The 13,983-nt window shown below is 66.7% G+C and carries 13 protein-coding genes; 7 read left to right on the forward strand and 6 right to left on the reverse strand.

Annotated elements, in window-relative coordinates; all coding sequences use genetic code 11:
• Positions 1 to 16: 16 nt before the first annotated feature.
• The 6 genes from ET475_RS01630 to ET475_RS01655 form a co-directional block, all read right to left on the reverse strand.
• Positions 17 to 457 (reverse strand): cytidine deaminase, encoded by a 441-nt coding sequence (locus ET475_RS01630; RefSeq protein WP_165310677.1) that lies wholly within the window; start codon positions 455 to 457, stop codon positions 17 to 19.
• Entirely contained in the window at positions 454 to 1,728 is a 1,275-nt protein-coding gene (locus ET475_RS01635; protein WP_129385406.1) for an ABC transporter permease, read from the reverse strand. Before ET475_RS01635 ends, ET475_RS01630 begins: the two co-directional genes overlap by 4 nt.
• Complete coding sequence (locus ET475_RS01640; protein ID WP_129385408.1) at positions 1,725 to 3,074, reverse strand: ABC transporter permease; 1,350 nt, start codon at positions 3,072 to 3,074, stop codon at positions 1,725 to 1,727. Before ET475_RS01640 ends, ET475_RS01635 begins: the two co-directional genes overlap by 4 nt.
• On the reverse strand, positions 3,071 to 4,585 hold the full coding sequence (locus ET475_RS01645; RefSeq protein WP_129385410.1) for an ABC transporter ATP-binding protein: 1,515 nt from the start codon (positions 4,583 to 4,585) through the stop codon (positions 3,071 to 3,073). The genes ET475_RS01640 and ET475_RS01645 overlap by 4 nt, the downstream gene beginning before the upstream one ends.
• Positions 4,586 to 4,658: 73 nt before the next feature.
• Positions 4,659 to 5,810 carry a BMP family lipoprotein gene (locus ET475_RS01650; RefSeq protein WP_129385412.1) on the reverse strand — a complete coding sequence of 384 codons (1,152 nt, stop codon included), beginning with the start codon at positions 5,808 to 5,810 and terminating at the stop codon, positions 4,659 to 4,661.
• 145 nt (positions 5,811 to 5,955) lie between these two features.
• Positions 5,956 to 7,071, reverse strand: coding sequence for a mannose-1-phosphate guanylyltransferase (locus ET475_RS01655; RefSeq protein WP_129385414.1), 1,116 nt, complete (start codon positions 7,069 to 7,071; stop codon positions 5,956 to 5,958).
• Positions 7,072 to 7,305: 234 nt separating this feature from the next.
• Here ET475_RS01655 and sdhC point away from each other — a divergent pair, with 234 nt between their 5' ends.
• The 7 genes from sdhC (at position 7,306) to ET475_RS01690 (ending at position 13,939) form a co-directional block, all read left to right on the forward strand.
• Positions 7,306 to 7,740 carry a succinate dehydrogenase, cytochrome b556 subunit gene (gene sdhC, locus ET475_RS01660; protein ID WP_242497723.1) on the forward strand — a complete coding sequence of 145 codons (435 nt, stop codon included), beginning with the start codon at positions 7,306 to 7,308 and terminating at the stop codon, positions 7,738 to 7,740.
• A 2-nt stretch (positions 7,741 to 7,742) separates the two neighbouring features.
• On the forward strand, positions 7,743 to 8,189 hold the full coding sequence (locus ET475_RS01665; protein WP_129385418.1) for a succinate dehydrogenase hydrophobic membrane anchor subunit: 447 nt from the start codon (positions 7,743 to 7,745) through the stop codon (positions 8,187 to 8,189).
• Positions 8,190 to 8,232: 43 nt separating this feature from the next.
• Positions 8,233 to 10,059: a succinate dehydrogenase flavoprotein subunit gene (gene sdhA / locus ET475_RS01670; protein WP_129385420.1), complete on the forward strand. Its 1,827-nt coding sequence runs from the start codon at positions 8,233 to 8,235 to the stop codon at positions 10,057 to 10,059.
• Positions 10,059 to 10,826, forward strand: coding sequence for a succinate dehydrogenase iron-sulfur subunit (locus ET475_RS01675; protein ID WP_129385422.1), 768 nt, complete (start codon positions 10,059 to 10,061; stop codon positions 10,824 to 10,826). The genes sdhA and ET475_RS01675 overlap by 1 nt, the downstream gene beginning before the upstream one ends.
• A 67-nt stretch (positions 10,827 to 10,893) precedes the next feature.
• Positions 10,894 to 12,153, forward strand: a complete 1,260-nt coding sequence (locus ET475_RS01680) for a YihY/virulence factor BrkB family protein (RefSeq protein ID WP_242497724.1) — start codon at positions 10,894 to 10,896, stop codon at positions 12,151 to 12,153.
• Positions 12,154 to 12,163: 10 nt separating this feature from the next.
• Positions 12,164 to 13,024 carry an exodeoxyribonuclease III gene (locus ET475_RS01685; protein WP_207205384.1) on the forward strand — a complete coding sequence of 287 codons (861 nt, stop codon included), beginning with the start codon at positions 12,164 to 12,166 and terminating at the stop codon, positions 13,022 to 13,024.
• A 174-nt stretch (positions 13,025 to 13,198) separates the two neighbouring features.
• On the forward strand, positions 13,199 to 13,939 hold the full coding sequence (locus ET475_RS01690) for an LA_3659 family protein (protein ID WP_129385424.1): 741 nt from the start codon (positions 13,199 to 13,201) through the stop codon (positions 13,937 to 13,939).
• Positions 13,940 to 13,983 lie beyond the last annotated feature (44 nt).

The following is a 13,983-nucleotide window of genomic DNA, read 5'->3' on the forward strand; positions in this document are numbered from 1 at the left end:
CCTCGCTCACGTGCGCTCAACGCGCGGCCGCTTCCAGATCACGAGGGCCGAAGGCGTCGGGCAGCACTTCGTCGATCGTGCGGATGCCCGAGACCGTGTCCAGCAGCATCCCGGTGATGGCGTGCTCGAACAGCAGCTGACGGCACCGGCCGCACGGCATGATCGTGTCGCCCTCGCCGTTGACGCACACGAACGCCACGAGGTGCCCGCCACCCGACATGTGCAGGTGAGAGACCAGCCCGCACTCCGCGCACAGCGTGACCCCGTACGACGCATTCTCGACGTTGCAGCCGGCCACGATCCGTCCGTCGGTGACCAGTGCGGCCGCGCCCACGCGATACCTCGAGTACGGCGCGTAGGCGCGCCCGGCGGCCTCGCGCGCCGCCGCATGCAGTGCGTCCCAGTCGATGTCGGTCACGATCTCCTCCGCTGTTCTGGATGCCGCAGCCGCGGTCATCCCTTGATGTAGGGTTTTCCGTCGGCGGCCGGGGCCGTGATCTTGCCGGCGAAGCCCGCCACCGCGAGGATCGTCACCACGTACGGCAGCATGAGCATGAACTCGCTGGGGATCGGGGTCTTCAACACCGTGAGCAGGTTCTGCAGGTTCGTCGCGAAGCCGAACAGCAGCGCGGCCAGGGTCGCCTTGATCGGATCCCACCCGCCGAAGATGACGGCGGCCAACGCGATGAAGCCGAGGCCCGCGGTCATGTCCTTCGTGAATTGCGGCACCGACACCAGCGTGAAATAGGCACCCCCGATGCCGGCGATCGCCCCGGCCAGCAGCACATTCCAGAACCGCGTCGGGTTGACCTTGATGCCCACGGTGTCGGCGGCCTGCGGGTGCTCGCCGACCGCACGCAGTCGCAGTCCCCAGCGGGTGCGGTACATCCCCCAGGCGACCACGGCGATCACCACGTACATCAGGTACACGATGAACGTCTGGTTGAAAAAGACCGGGCCGATCACCGGGATGTCGCCCAGCAGCGGGATCTTCCACCGCGGAAAGCCGACGGCCGTGTTCAACGCGGCCTCGTTGGGCGCCAGCAGGGCACCGTAGAGAAAGCCGGTCAGCCCCGACGCGAACACGTTGAGCACGACGCCGACGATGATCTGGTCGACCAGGTACTTGATGGCGAACGCGGCCAGGATGAAGGCGACGAACACGCCGCCGATCATCGCGCCGATCAGGCCCACGAACGGGTTGTGCGTGATGCTCGAGAGAATCACCGCCGCAAAGGCGCCCAGCAACAGCTGCGCCTCGATGGCGATGTTGACCACGCCGCCGCGCTCGCCGATCACACCGGCCAGAGCGCCGTAGACCAGCGGCACCGACAGCGAGAGCGCGCCGGCGAGCGTGCCGGCCACCGGCACGACGCCGCCGTCTTGCGCGGCCCAGGTGAGGAAGGCGAACATCGCCATCACGGCGAAGACGATCGACAGCCAGAGCCCGGTGCGGCGGTAGGCCGCGGCATCCCACCACGTCCACGCGGTGAGCACGGCCAGGATCACCCACGCGATCCAGACGGTCGGCGCCGACGGCACGTGGATGTCGGCGAGGTCGAACGAGACGCGATCGCTGATCTGGAAGATGCTCTCGCCGGTGACCGGCGAGAGCAGGAACAGCACGCCCAGCAGCACCGTGACGATCGTCAGGGTGATCGGCAGCTTGAAGTGCCGGGTGCGCACGACGGTGAAGTCGGCGGCGTTCGTGGCGGTCAGCGCGGTCATGAGGCCACCGCCTTCTTCTCGTCGTCGCGCGCTCGGGCCTTGGCCAGTCGGGCGCGTTTGCGAGCCGAACGCTCGGCCTCGTCTTTGGGCAGGAAGAAGATCGTGCGCACCAGCGGCGGCGCGGCGATGAACAGCACGATGAGCGATTCGACGACGAGCACGATGTCGACGGGGATGCTCTGGGCTGCCTGCATGTTGAACGATCCGGCCTTCAGCGCCCCGAACAGCAGACCGGCCCAGAACGTGCCCCAGGCGCGGGAGCGACCGAGCAGGGCCACCGTGATGGCGTCGAAGCCGATGCCCGCATCGATCCCGTCGCCGAAACCGCTGGTGACCGAGCCGAGGATCTGGTTCATGCCGGCAAGGCCGGCCAGACCTCCGGCGATGAGCATCGCGTAGACATACATGCGCTGCACGCTGATGCCGGCAGCCCGGGCAGCATGCGGGTTCTCGCCGACCGCACGCAGACGAAAGCCCAGGCTGGAGTGCTCGATGAGCCACCACACGATCACCGTCGCGATCACAACAGCCGGGAACCCCCAGTTCAGCAGCGGGAACTGCGCACCGAACAACGAGGGGAACTGCGCCGATTCTGGCGTGGCCATCGAGATCGGCTGATTCGAGCCGGGCTTCTGCAGCAGCCCCGGGGTGCGGATCATCCAGCGCACCAGGTACAGCGCCACATAGTTGAGCATGATCGTGAGGATCACCTCGTGCGCGCCGGTGCGCGCCTTGAGCAGGCCGGCGATCGCTCCCCACACCGCACCGCCGACGATGCCGGCGACGATCGTCAGCGGCAGGTGGATCCACATCGGCAGGTCGAGGCCGAACGTGGCCAGCGCCGCGGTCGCGCAGGCGACCAGGATCTGGCCGCGGGCACCGATGTTGAAAAGGCCGGAGCGGAAGGCGAGCGCGACGCCGAGGCCGGCGGCGATCAACGGAGCCGCGAACCCGAGGGTGTTGGTCAGCGGCAGGATGAACGCCGTGAAAGTGTGGGCCCCGGGGTTGACCACCGCGCCCTGGAACAGCGCGTAGTAGCCACCGGAGACCGCCTGCCAGATGGCGACAAGCATGTCCTGCGGCCGCGCGAAGAAGTACCCCGCGGTCTTCTGCACGTCTTCATCGGTGACGGCGATGAGAATGCCGCCCACGATCATCGAGGCGACGATGGCCAGGATCGTGGTCACGACCGATCCGCGCAGGATCTCACGCATCAGCTGATTCGAGCGCGGCGCCGGGGGGATCTCTGCGGAGGCCTGACCGGTGAGGGGGCCGGATGCCGCGGGCAACTGCTCAGGCGGAAGCCCTGACGGCTCGGATGCTGCTCCGGGAACGCGGTCGCTCATGCGGCATCCTCCGTCGGGTTCTCTCCGGCCATCATGAGGCCGAGCACGTCGCGCGGGGTGTCGGCGGGGACGATCCCGACGATACCGCCGCGGTACATCACCGCGATGCGGTCGGCGAGCGCGACGACTTCGTCGAGCTCGGTGGAGACGACCAGAACCGGGACTGAGGCATCCCGGGTCGCGATGATGCGTTTGTGGATGAACTCGATCGAGCCGACATCGACGCCTCGGGTCGGCTGCGAAGCCAGCAGAAGCTTCAGCTCGCGGCTGAGCTCGCGGGCGATGACGACCTTCTGCTGATTGCCGCCCGACAGTGACCCGGCGGGGCTGGCCGGGCCCTGGGTGCGGATGTCGAACTCGGTGATCTTCTCGCGGGCGAAAGCGTCAAGCGCAGCCCGTCGGATCGTTCCCGCGGTGCGGAACTGCGCATCGCCGCTGCGGTCGAGGATGAGGTTCTCGGCCACCGTGAAGCTGCCCACCAGTCCGTCTTCCTGCCGGTCTTCGGGCACGAAGCCGACTCCGGCGTCGAGCACATCTCGCACGCTGCGGCCGACGAGCTCTTCGCCGCCGAGCGTGACCGAGCCGGTGACCCGCTCTTGCAGGCCGACGATGGCTTCGGCCAGCTCGGTCTGGCCGTTGCCCTGCACCCCGGCCACGGCCAGGACCTCACCCGGGTGCACGTCGAAATCGATCCCGTCGACCACGACGGTGCCGTCGGCGGCGAGCACGCGCAGATCGCGCACCTGCAGCCCGCCTGCCTGCGGCTGCGAGGGCCCCTTCTGCACGGTCAGCTCGACCGCACGGCCCACCATCATCGAGGCCAGCTCGGTGTTGGTGGCGGTCGGGCTGGCCTCGCCGACGACCTTGCCCAGGCGCACGACGGTGATGCGGTCGGCGACCTCGCGCACCTCACGGAGTTTGTGCGTGATGAACACGATGGCCGTGCCCTCGTCACGCAGCTGGCGCATGATCGCCATGAACTCGTCGGTCTCTTGCGGGGTCAGCACCGCGGTGGGCTCGTCGAAGATCAGGATCTTCGCGTCGTGGGCGAGCGCCTTGACGATCTCGACCCGCTGCTGCACACCCACCGGCAGGTCGCCCACCCGGGCGTCGGGGTCGAGGTGGAATCCGAACCGATCGGCCAGTTCGCTGACACGGCGACGCGCGGCGCCGATGTCGAGAGCGCCGAGCGCCCTGGTCTGCTCGTGGCCGAGCATGAGGTTCTCGGCGACGGTGAACACCGGGATGAGCATGAAGTGCTGATGCACCATGCCGATGCCGGCAGCGATGGCGTCACCGGGCCCGCTGAAGTGCTGTGTGACGCCGTCGAGCAGGATCTCGCCCTCGTCGGCCTGATAGAGGCCGTAGAGAACGTTCATCAGGGTGGATTTACCGGCCCCGTTCTCGCCGAGCAGCGCATGGATCTCACCGCTGCGCAACTCAAGATCGATGTGATCGTTGGCGACAAGGCTTCCGAAGCGTTTGGTGACGCCCCGCAGCTCCAGCTTCATAGTGTGCACCCTATCGAGCGAACGGCCGTCGGGCGAGGGCTGTATGCCCCCGCCCGACGACCGGATGGACTGCCTACTTCGTGGGCGAGTTGGCCGAGGTGACCTTCAGATCGCCCGAGATGATCTGCTTCTGCAGGTCGGCGATCTTGTCGGTCAGGCCCTCGGGCAGCTTGCTCTCGAAGTCGTGGAACGAGCTCAGGCCCACGCCTTCGTTCTCGAGCGTGCCGATGTACGGCGTGACGTCGAAGTCACCGGTGGCCGCCGACATCACGGTGTCGTACACGGCCTGGTCGATGCGCTTCATGATCGAGACGAGGGTGACGTCGGCGACCGAGGGGTCGGCCACTGCCAGGTCGGAGTCGACCCCGAGCATCACCGTGTCTTTGCCCGAGTCCTTGATGGCGGCCGCAGCGCTCTTGTAGATCGGGCCGCCGACCGGAAGGATCACGTCGACGCCCTGGTCGAGAATGCCCTGCGCGGTCTGCTTGGCGGTGTCGTTCGCGGTGAAGCCACCGGTGAACGAGCCCTTCTGCGCATCGACGTCCCAGCCGTAGGTGGCGACATTGGCGCTGTTGTCGTCGTTGAACTTCTTCACACCGTCGATGAAGCCGTCCATGAAGATGGCCACCGACGGGATCTGCAGGCCGCCGAAGGTACCGACCTTGTCGACGCCGTCCTGGTGCGACCACGCGGCGGCGGCGTAGCCGCCGAGGTATGCGGCCTCGACCGTGTTGAAGAGGATGGGCTTGATGTTGGGCGCATCGGTCTTGCCGTCGCCGATGTCGTTGCCGTCGGCGTCTTTCGCGCCCGTGTTGTCGGCGGCGTCGTCGATGATGGCGAAACTGAGGTCGGGGTGCGCGAGCGCGGTCTTGACCGTGTCGGCCGAGAGCTTGAAGCCCACCGAGATGATCAGGGTGCAGTTCTGGCTGACGGCGCTGGCGAGGTTCGGCGCGTAGTCGCTTTCTGAACTGGACTCCAGCTCAAGGCTGTCGACGCCGAGCTCGGACGCGGCCTTGTCGATGCCGTTCTTGGCCGATTCGTTGAACGACTTGTCGTTCCAGCCGCCGTCGTCCGAGACGATGCAGGGCTTGAAGCCTTCGACAGCGGTCTTGCCGCCGTTCGTGGGCGTTGTGGCTTCGGGCGCGGCCCCGCAGCCGGCCAGTGCGACGATGAGACCCGCGGCAACGGTGATGCCGGCGAGCTTGCGAGTAGATGAGATGGTCAACTCGGCCTCCACAGAGATGGACCGCGGACTTCGCGGCATCTACGAAGTTACCCAGTATGACGAGGAATTTGCATACCGGCAGGCCCTGTGCGGGCGAATGGTTACCAAGCCGAAACGAAGGGATGCCGCATCCGGCGCCGATCGCTCAGAGCACCTCGCCCCGCCCCGAGAGCTTGAGCGCGTCCACGACACCCTTCACGCGTTGCGCGTTCTCGCTCGTGGTCACCAACAGCGCATCGGGCGTGTCGACGACCACGATGTCCTTGACGCCGATCAGTGAGATGACCCGGTTCGTCTGGCTCACCACGATGCCGCTGGCCGCGTCGGAGAGAATGCGCGCGTTCTCGCCGAGGATCGCCAGATCGTTGGGCCGGCCATGCGAGTTGAGCTTGGCCAGGCTCGCGAAATCTCCCACGTCGTCCCAGTCGAAGTGGCCCGGGATCACGGCGAGCCGCCCACGGGCGGCCGCCGGCTCGGCGACCGCGTAGTCGATGGCGATCTTCTCGAGGGTCGGCCACACCCGGTCGACGACCGGGCCCCGGGCATCCCGGTCGTCCCATGCCTCGGCGAGGTCCATCAGACCCGCGTACAGCTGGGGGCGGCTCTCGGCGATCTCACCCAGGAGCACGTCGGCGCGCGAGATGAACATGCCCGCGTTCCAGAGATAGGAACGGTCGGCGAAGTACTCCTTCGCCGTGTCGAGATCGGGCTTCTCGACGAATCGCTCGACCGTGGCAGCCTCGGGCGCGCCGTCGACGATGAGCTCGGCGGCCTTCTTTATGTACCCGAAGCCGATGGAGGGTTCGGTGGGCGGGATGCCGATCGTGCAGATGTATCCCTCGCGCGCGACCGCTATCGCCTGCTTGACCGCCCAGTCGAACAGGTGCGGCACGCGGATCACATGGTCGGCGGCGAACGACCCGATGATCACATCGGGCTCGCGACGGGCCAGGATCGCGGCGGCCAGGCCGATGGCCGCGGTCGAATCGCGCGGCTCCGACTCGAGGATCACATTCTTGTCGGGGATGCCGGGAAGCTCCTTCTCCACCGCGGCGCGGTGCGCCCGCCCGGTGACGACGGCGATCCGATCGGGACCGGCCAGCGGCTCGAGCCGATTCCAGGTGTCCTGCAGCAGGGTGTGCCCCGAGCCGGTCAGGTCATGCAAGAACTTCGGCGCATCCGCACGGGAGAGCGGCCACAGCCGGCTGCCGATCCCGCCGGCAGGGATGATGGCATGGAAGTCCGAGACGGGCGTCGACATGCGTCAAGGGTATCTGCCGCGGCTGCGGCATCCCACCCCGCACGGGCCAGGACAGACGACAATGGCTTCCTCTCACTGTGTGAGAGCGCGTCCATGTCCAGGTAAGGCCTCCCTAACCCGTCTCGGCCACAGGAGGGGAATAGGATGGACCCGCGCCCGTGTGTGACGCCGGGGTCCATCGGCCTCGGGGGGCATCGCCTGCCCCCACTCGAGTTCTACTCTGGGAGGACGACCGTGTCTGCATCTGCACGCGTGACACCGTCGGTTTCCGAGACCACATCCCGTACCCCTCGCGGCACTCTGTACCGCGGTCATGAGGGTATGTGGTCTTGGGTGCTGCACCGTATCACCGGCATCGGGATCTTCTTCTTCCTGCTGGTACACATTCTCGACACGGCGCTGATCCGCGTCGCGCCTGAGGCCTACGACGCCGTGATCGGCACGTACAAGAACCCCATCATGGGCATCGGCGAGATCATTCTCGTCGCCGCCATCGCGTACCACGCCTTCAACGGCCTGCGCGTGATCGTCGTCGACTTCTCGAAGTGGGGGGCGAAGTACCAGCGTCAGCTGTGGTGGGGGGTCATCGGCCTGTGGGTCGTCGTCATGCTGGGCTTCGTCCCGCGTCAGTTCATGGTCATCATGGCCGAGATCACCGGGGGGCACTGATCATGACCGCCGACACCATCGCCGACCCGCGCACCCCGCTCGCTCCGCGTCGCAAGGGCCTCAACCTCGAGAAATGGGGCTGGCTGTTCATGCGCGGCTCCGGCGTTCTCCTGGTCGTGCTCATCTTCGGGCATCTGATCGTCAACCTCGTCCTGGGCGAGGGCGTGCGCCAGATCGACTTCGCCTTCGTGGTCGGAAAATACGCCACGCCGTTCTGGCAGTGGTGGGACGTCATCATGCTGTGGCTCGCGCTGATCCACGGCACCAACGGCATGCGCACCATCGTCAACGACTACGTCACCCACAACGGCACGCGCCGCGTGCTGATCTGGGCGCTGTGGATCGTCGCCGCTCTGCTCATTCTTCTGGGCACCCTCGTGGTGTTCACCTTCGACCCCTGCCTCGGGGTCACGCCCGACAGCTCGCTCTGGCAGATGTGCCAGGGTTAGCCCGCACGCTCGCCAGACATCCAGACACGGAGGCATCCGACACGTGAGCACCCAGACATCCGGTGACGTCGTCAAAGACGGCGTGCACTACCACCAGTTCGACATCGTGATCGTCGGCGCCGGCGGCGCGGGCATGCGCGCGGCCATCGAGGCCGGACCCGGTGCCAACACCGCGGTCATCTCGAAGCTCTACCCGACCCGTTCACACACCGGTGCGGCACAGGGTGGCATGGCCGCAGCGCTATCGAACGTCGAGGAGGACAACTGGGAGTGGCACACCTACGACACCGTCAAGGGTGGTGACTACCTCGTCGACCAGGACGCGGCCGAGATCCTCGCCAAAGAAGCCATCGACGCGGTCATCGACCTGGAGAACATGGGTCTGCCCTTCAACCGCACCCCCGAAGGCAAAATCGACCAGCGCCGGTTCGGCGGCCACACCCGCGACCACGGCAAGGCTGCGGTGCGCCGCGCCTGCTACGCCGCCGACCGCACCGGTCACATGATCCTGCAGACGCTCTACCAGAACTGCGTCAAGCTGGGCATCAACTTCTTCAACGAGTTCTACGTGCTCGACCTGATCATGGCGCCCGACGACGAGGGCACGGACCAGATCGCGGGTGTGGTCGCGTTCGAGTTGGCCACCGGCGAACTGCACGTTTTCCAGGCCAAGGCGATCATCTTCGCCACCGGCGGGTTCGGCAAGATCTTCAAGACGACGTCCAACGCCCACACTCTCACCGGTGACGGCGTCGGCATCATCTGGCGCAAGAAGCTGCCGCTCGAAGACATGGAGTTCTTCCAGTTCCATCCGACCGGACTGTACGGTCTGGGCATCCTGCTGACCGAGGGTGCCCGCGGCGAGGGAGCGATTCTTCGCAACGCCTCGGGCGAACGGTTCATGGAGCGCTATGCGCCCACGATCAAAGACCTCGCACCGCGCGACATCGTGGCGCGGTCGATGGTGCAGGAAGTGCTCGACGGTCGCGGCGCCGGACCTCACAAGGACTACGTCTACCTGGACTGCACGCACCTGGGTGCCGAGGTCCTGGAAACAAAGCTGCCCGACATCACCGAGTTCGCCCGTACCTACCTGGGTGTCGACCCGGTCGTCGAGCCGGTGCCGGTGATGCCCACGGCGCACTACGCCATGGGCGGCATCCCGACCAACAACGACGCCCAGGTGCTGCGCACCAATACCGATGTCGTGCCGGGTCTGTACGCGGCCGGCGAATGCGCGTGCGTCTCGGTGCACGGCTCGAACCGCCTGGGCACCAACTCGCTGCTGGACATCAACGTGTTCGGTAAGCGCGCCGGGCGCAATGCGGTCGAATACGTCAAGTCGGTCGAGTTCGTGCCGCTGCCCGACGACCCCGCCAAAGAGGTGCGCGAACTCATCGAAGGGCTGCGCAACAACACGGGCACCGAGCGCATAGCGAGCCTGCGCAAGACGCTGCAGAACGACATGGACCTCAAGGCCCAGGTCTTCCGCACCGAAGAGTCGCTGGGCGAAGTGCTCGGAACGATCGAAGAGCTGCGCGAGCGCTACAAGAACGTGCACGTCGACGACAAGGGCCGCCGGTACAACACCGATCTGCTCGAGGCTGTCGAACTCGGGTTCCTGCTCGACATCGCCGAGGTCGTCGTCTACGCCGCACGCAACCGCAAGGAGAGCCGCGGCGGCCACATGCGCGACGACTACCCGACGCGCGACGACGAGAACTACATGAAGCACACGATGGCCTACCTCACCGGCGATCCGCACTCCTCGGATGCCACCGACCACATCAAGCTTGATTGGAAGCCTGTTGTGTTCACCAAGAACGAGCAAGGCGAGCTGAGGTACCCGCCGTTGGAGAGGAAGTACTGATGGCTGCTGTCATCGATTCTGATCAGTCTGCACCGGCGGGTGAGGCGCCGATCCAGTCGTTCCTGGTCACCTTCATCATCCGTCGCTACGATCCCGAGGTCGATGCCGAGCCCCGCTGGGTCGACTACGACGTCGAGATGTACCCCACCGAGCGCGTGCTCGACGCCCTGCACAAGATCAAGTGGGACCAGGACGGCTCGCTCACGTTCCGCCGCTCGTGTGCGCACGGCGTGTGCGGGTCTGATGCGATGCGCATCAACGGTCGCAACCGGCTGGCGTGCAAGACTCTGATCAAGGACCTGGACATCTCCAAGCCGATCTACGTCGAGGCGATCAAGGGCCTGCCGCTGGAGAAGGACCTCGTCGTCGACATGGACCCGTTCCTTGACGCGTACAAGGCCGTGCAGCCCTTCCTCATCTCCCACTCGCACCCCGAGAAGGGCAAGGAGCGGCTGCAGTCGGCCGAAGACCGCGAGCGGTTCGACGACACCACCAAGTGCATTCTGTGCGCGGCATGCACCTCGTCGTGCCCGGTGTTCTGGACCGATGGACAGTACTTCGGCCCGGCGGCGATCGTGAACGCCCACCGGTTCATCTTCGACTCGCGCGACGACGCCGCCGATGTGCGCCTGGACATCCTCAATGACAAGGAGGGCGTGTGGCGGTGCCGCACGACCTTCAACTGCACCGAGGCGTGCCCCCGCGGCATCCAGGTCACCCGTGCCATCGCCGAGGTCAAGCAGGCTATCCTGCGCGGTGGCCGCTGAGCGGCATCCGTCCCTCTTCTGCAGCGAGCGTCCATCCTCCGGGGCGGGCGCTCGCTAGTCTGTGAGCGTGGACCAGACGCGTGCATGGGCAGACGACGCGCGTCGGCGCACGCCGCAGGAGTTCGCCCACGCCGAGGAAGAGTCGCTGCGCGAGCGGTGGGATGCCGCCGCCACGGCGCTGCGCGAACGCTTCGATGAACCGCTGACCCGCGCTTCGGAGATCACCCAGCGCACACTCGGGTGGTTTCCGATCCGGGTGTGGCGGCATTTTCTGCGGAGCAACGGCTTCTTGCTGGCGGCCAGCATCAGCTATCAGGCGTTGTTCGCGATCTTCGCGGTGGTCTACATGGCGTTCGCCGTGATCGGGATCTGGCTGGGAGCGAGCACTCCCGCCGGCAGTCGATCGATCGACGCGATGATCCGCATCATCAACCTGTACATCCCCAACCTCATCAGCGATCACGAGGGCGCCCTGATCTCGCCCGACGCGGTGGCCGAGGTGGCACGCAATGCCAGCGGAGTGCTCGCCATCACCGGTGCCGTCGCCTTGGTCGTCGCCATCTGGACGGCGATCGGGTTCGTCACCTTCACGCGCCGAGCGGTGCGCGACATCTTCGGGCTGCCCTTCGACACGCGCAACTACATTCTGCTGAAGGCCCGCGATCTGGGTGCCGCCGTGCTGTTCGGTCTGGGCTTGATCGCCGGCGCGATCGTGAGCTGGATCACCAGTGGGGCACTGGATGCTCTGCTGGTGGCCTTCGGGATGGCCGACCGCTCGATGCTGTCGCAGGTGGGCGTGAAAGCACTGTCGGCGCTGGTGGCGTTCATCGTCAACGCCGTCGCCCTGGTCGGCCTGTTCCGGTTTCTGGCCGGCACATCGCTCCCGTGGCGACGGATCTGGCCCGGGTCGCTCCTGGGCGGTGCGGCCATGGCCGTGCTGCAGGTCGCGGTGGGCCTGCTGCTCTCATACACACCGTCGAATCCGCTGCTGGCCACGTTCTCGGTCGTGGTCGCGTTCCTCCTGTGGTTCCGGCTGGTCGGTGTGGTCATCCTCGTCGCGGCCTCGTGGATAGCCGTCTCGGCGACCGATCGGGAGCTGCCCCTTGCCACGCCCAGCGCCACCGAACGCGCGCTGGCCGAGCATGAGGCACTGCTGCTGGCCGCGCATCTGCATCTGCGCGACGCCCGCGCCGCTCGTGCTGTTGCCCCCTGGTACCGGCGTCGACGCCTCGACCGCATGGTGAACGACGCGCAGGTCGAACTCGCGCGGGTCGAGGCATCCGCACCGCCCAGCACATCTTCGAACGGTGTCGCACGTCGCCATTAAGGTGGAGGGCGTGCCCGCACCCGAACGTCCTACCGGAACCGCCCGCATCGCCTCGATAAACGTGAACGGCATTCGCGCCGCCGTGCGCAATGGAATGCTCGCCTGGCTCGACGAGGCCGATGTCGACATCATGGCGCTGCAAGAGGTGCGCGCAACCGCCGACCAGCTGCGCGAGGCGCTGCCCGGGTGGCAGCTGGTCAACGACGAGGCACTCGCCAAGGGGCGTGCCGGTGTCGCGATAGCCTCGCGTGCGCCCGTCACCGAAGTGCGACGCGGACTCGACGGTGACGGTGTCGATTCGGCGGGGCGGTGGCTCGAGGTCGAGACCGAACTGGGTGGGACCCGCCTCACACTGGTCAGCGCCTATGTGCACAGTGGCGAAGTCGGCACGCCCAAGCAAGACGCGAAGTGGGCTTTCCTCGACGCCATGGAACGGCGCATGCCGCAGTTGGCCGCCGGTGGAGCACGCGCGCTGATCATGGGCGACCTGAACGTCGGCCATCGCGAGCTCGACATCCGCAATTGGCGGGGCAACGTGAAGCGCGCCGGCTTCCTGCCGCGCGAGCGCGCCTATTTCGACCGTTTCACCGGCGAGCAGGGAGCCACGGTGGAATGCGTCGACGGCACCAGCGGCACCGGTCTGGGCTGGGTGGATGTCGGGCGCCGCTTCCACGGCGAGGTCGACGGGCCGTACACCTGGTGGTCGAGCCGCGGCAAGGCTTTCGACAACGACACCGGGTGGCGCATCGACTACCACCTCGCCACACCGGCGCTGGCCGAGCGCGTGCGCAACTACTGGATCGGGCGCGCCCCGTCGTGGGACACCCGGTGGAGCGACCACGCTCCCGTCGTCGTCGACTACGCGGTGTGAGGGTGCCGCATCGGTTCCTCCACAACTGCCGCGTCGTGCCGAGTTCTCCACAGATCTGCTGCGCGGCACCCTCCACAGGCCTGTGAAACGCTAGCGTCGATGCCGTCGGCGAATCCCGCCGTCATCTGATCCCCGGCCGCGTCGAACGGTCGCGAAAGGAGCAACGTGACCCTCATGACCGAACCCGTTGCACCGACGCTGCCGGCGATCGCGCGAGGCCTCGATCAGAACGCCGAGCAGCTTGATGCCCTCCGCTCCCGACTCGACACCCACATCGACGCCACCGGCCTGTATTTCGCCGCGTTCGAGAAGCAGTTCGACGGCCTGCGCGATACGCTCAGGCCGCAGCACATGCTGGTGTCCGGCGATATCGCCGCTGCTCGTCGTGACATCGCCACCGTCGAGGAGCACGTCGGTCTTCTCACCACGATGGCGACCGCGAACGCCAAACGACTCGACCGGGTCGAAGAGCGCCTCGAGCGGGTCGATGAGCGCCTCGAGCGGGTCGAAGAGCGCCTCGAGCGGGTCGATGAGCGCCTCGAGCGGGTCGAGGAACGCCTCGAGCGGGTTGAAGAGCGCCTCGAGCGGATCGATGAACGCCTCGAGCGGGTCGAGGAACGCCTCGAGAACATCGACACCCGGCTCAACGCCATCGACGCGCGGTTCGACACCATCGACGCGCGGTTCGACACCATCGACGCGCGGTTCGACACCATCGACGCGCGGCTCGATACCCACGACAAACGATTCGACACCATCGACGCACGGCTCGACACCCACGACAAACGATTCGACACCATCGACGCACGGCTCGACACCCACGACAAACGATTCGACACCATCGACGCACGGCTCGACACCCTGACCGACCTGGTGGTGCAGATTCGCGACGCCGTGCTGCCGGGCGGCCAGTGACGGGGCGGGCATGGGGCCGCGGCATCCCACCCATAGACTTGTCG

The sequence above is a fragment of the Microbacterium protaetiae genome (assembly GCF_004135285.1).
Taxonomy (GTDB): domain Bacteria; phylum Actinomycetota; class Actinomycetes; order Actinomycetales; family Microbacteriaceae; genus Microbacterium; species Microbacterium protaetiae.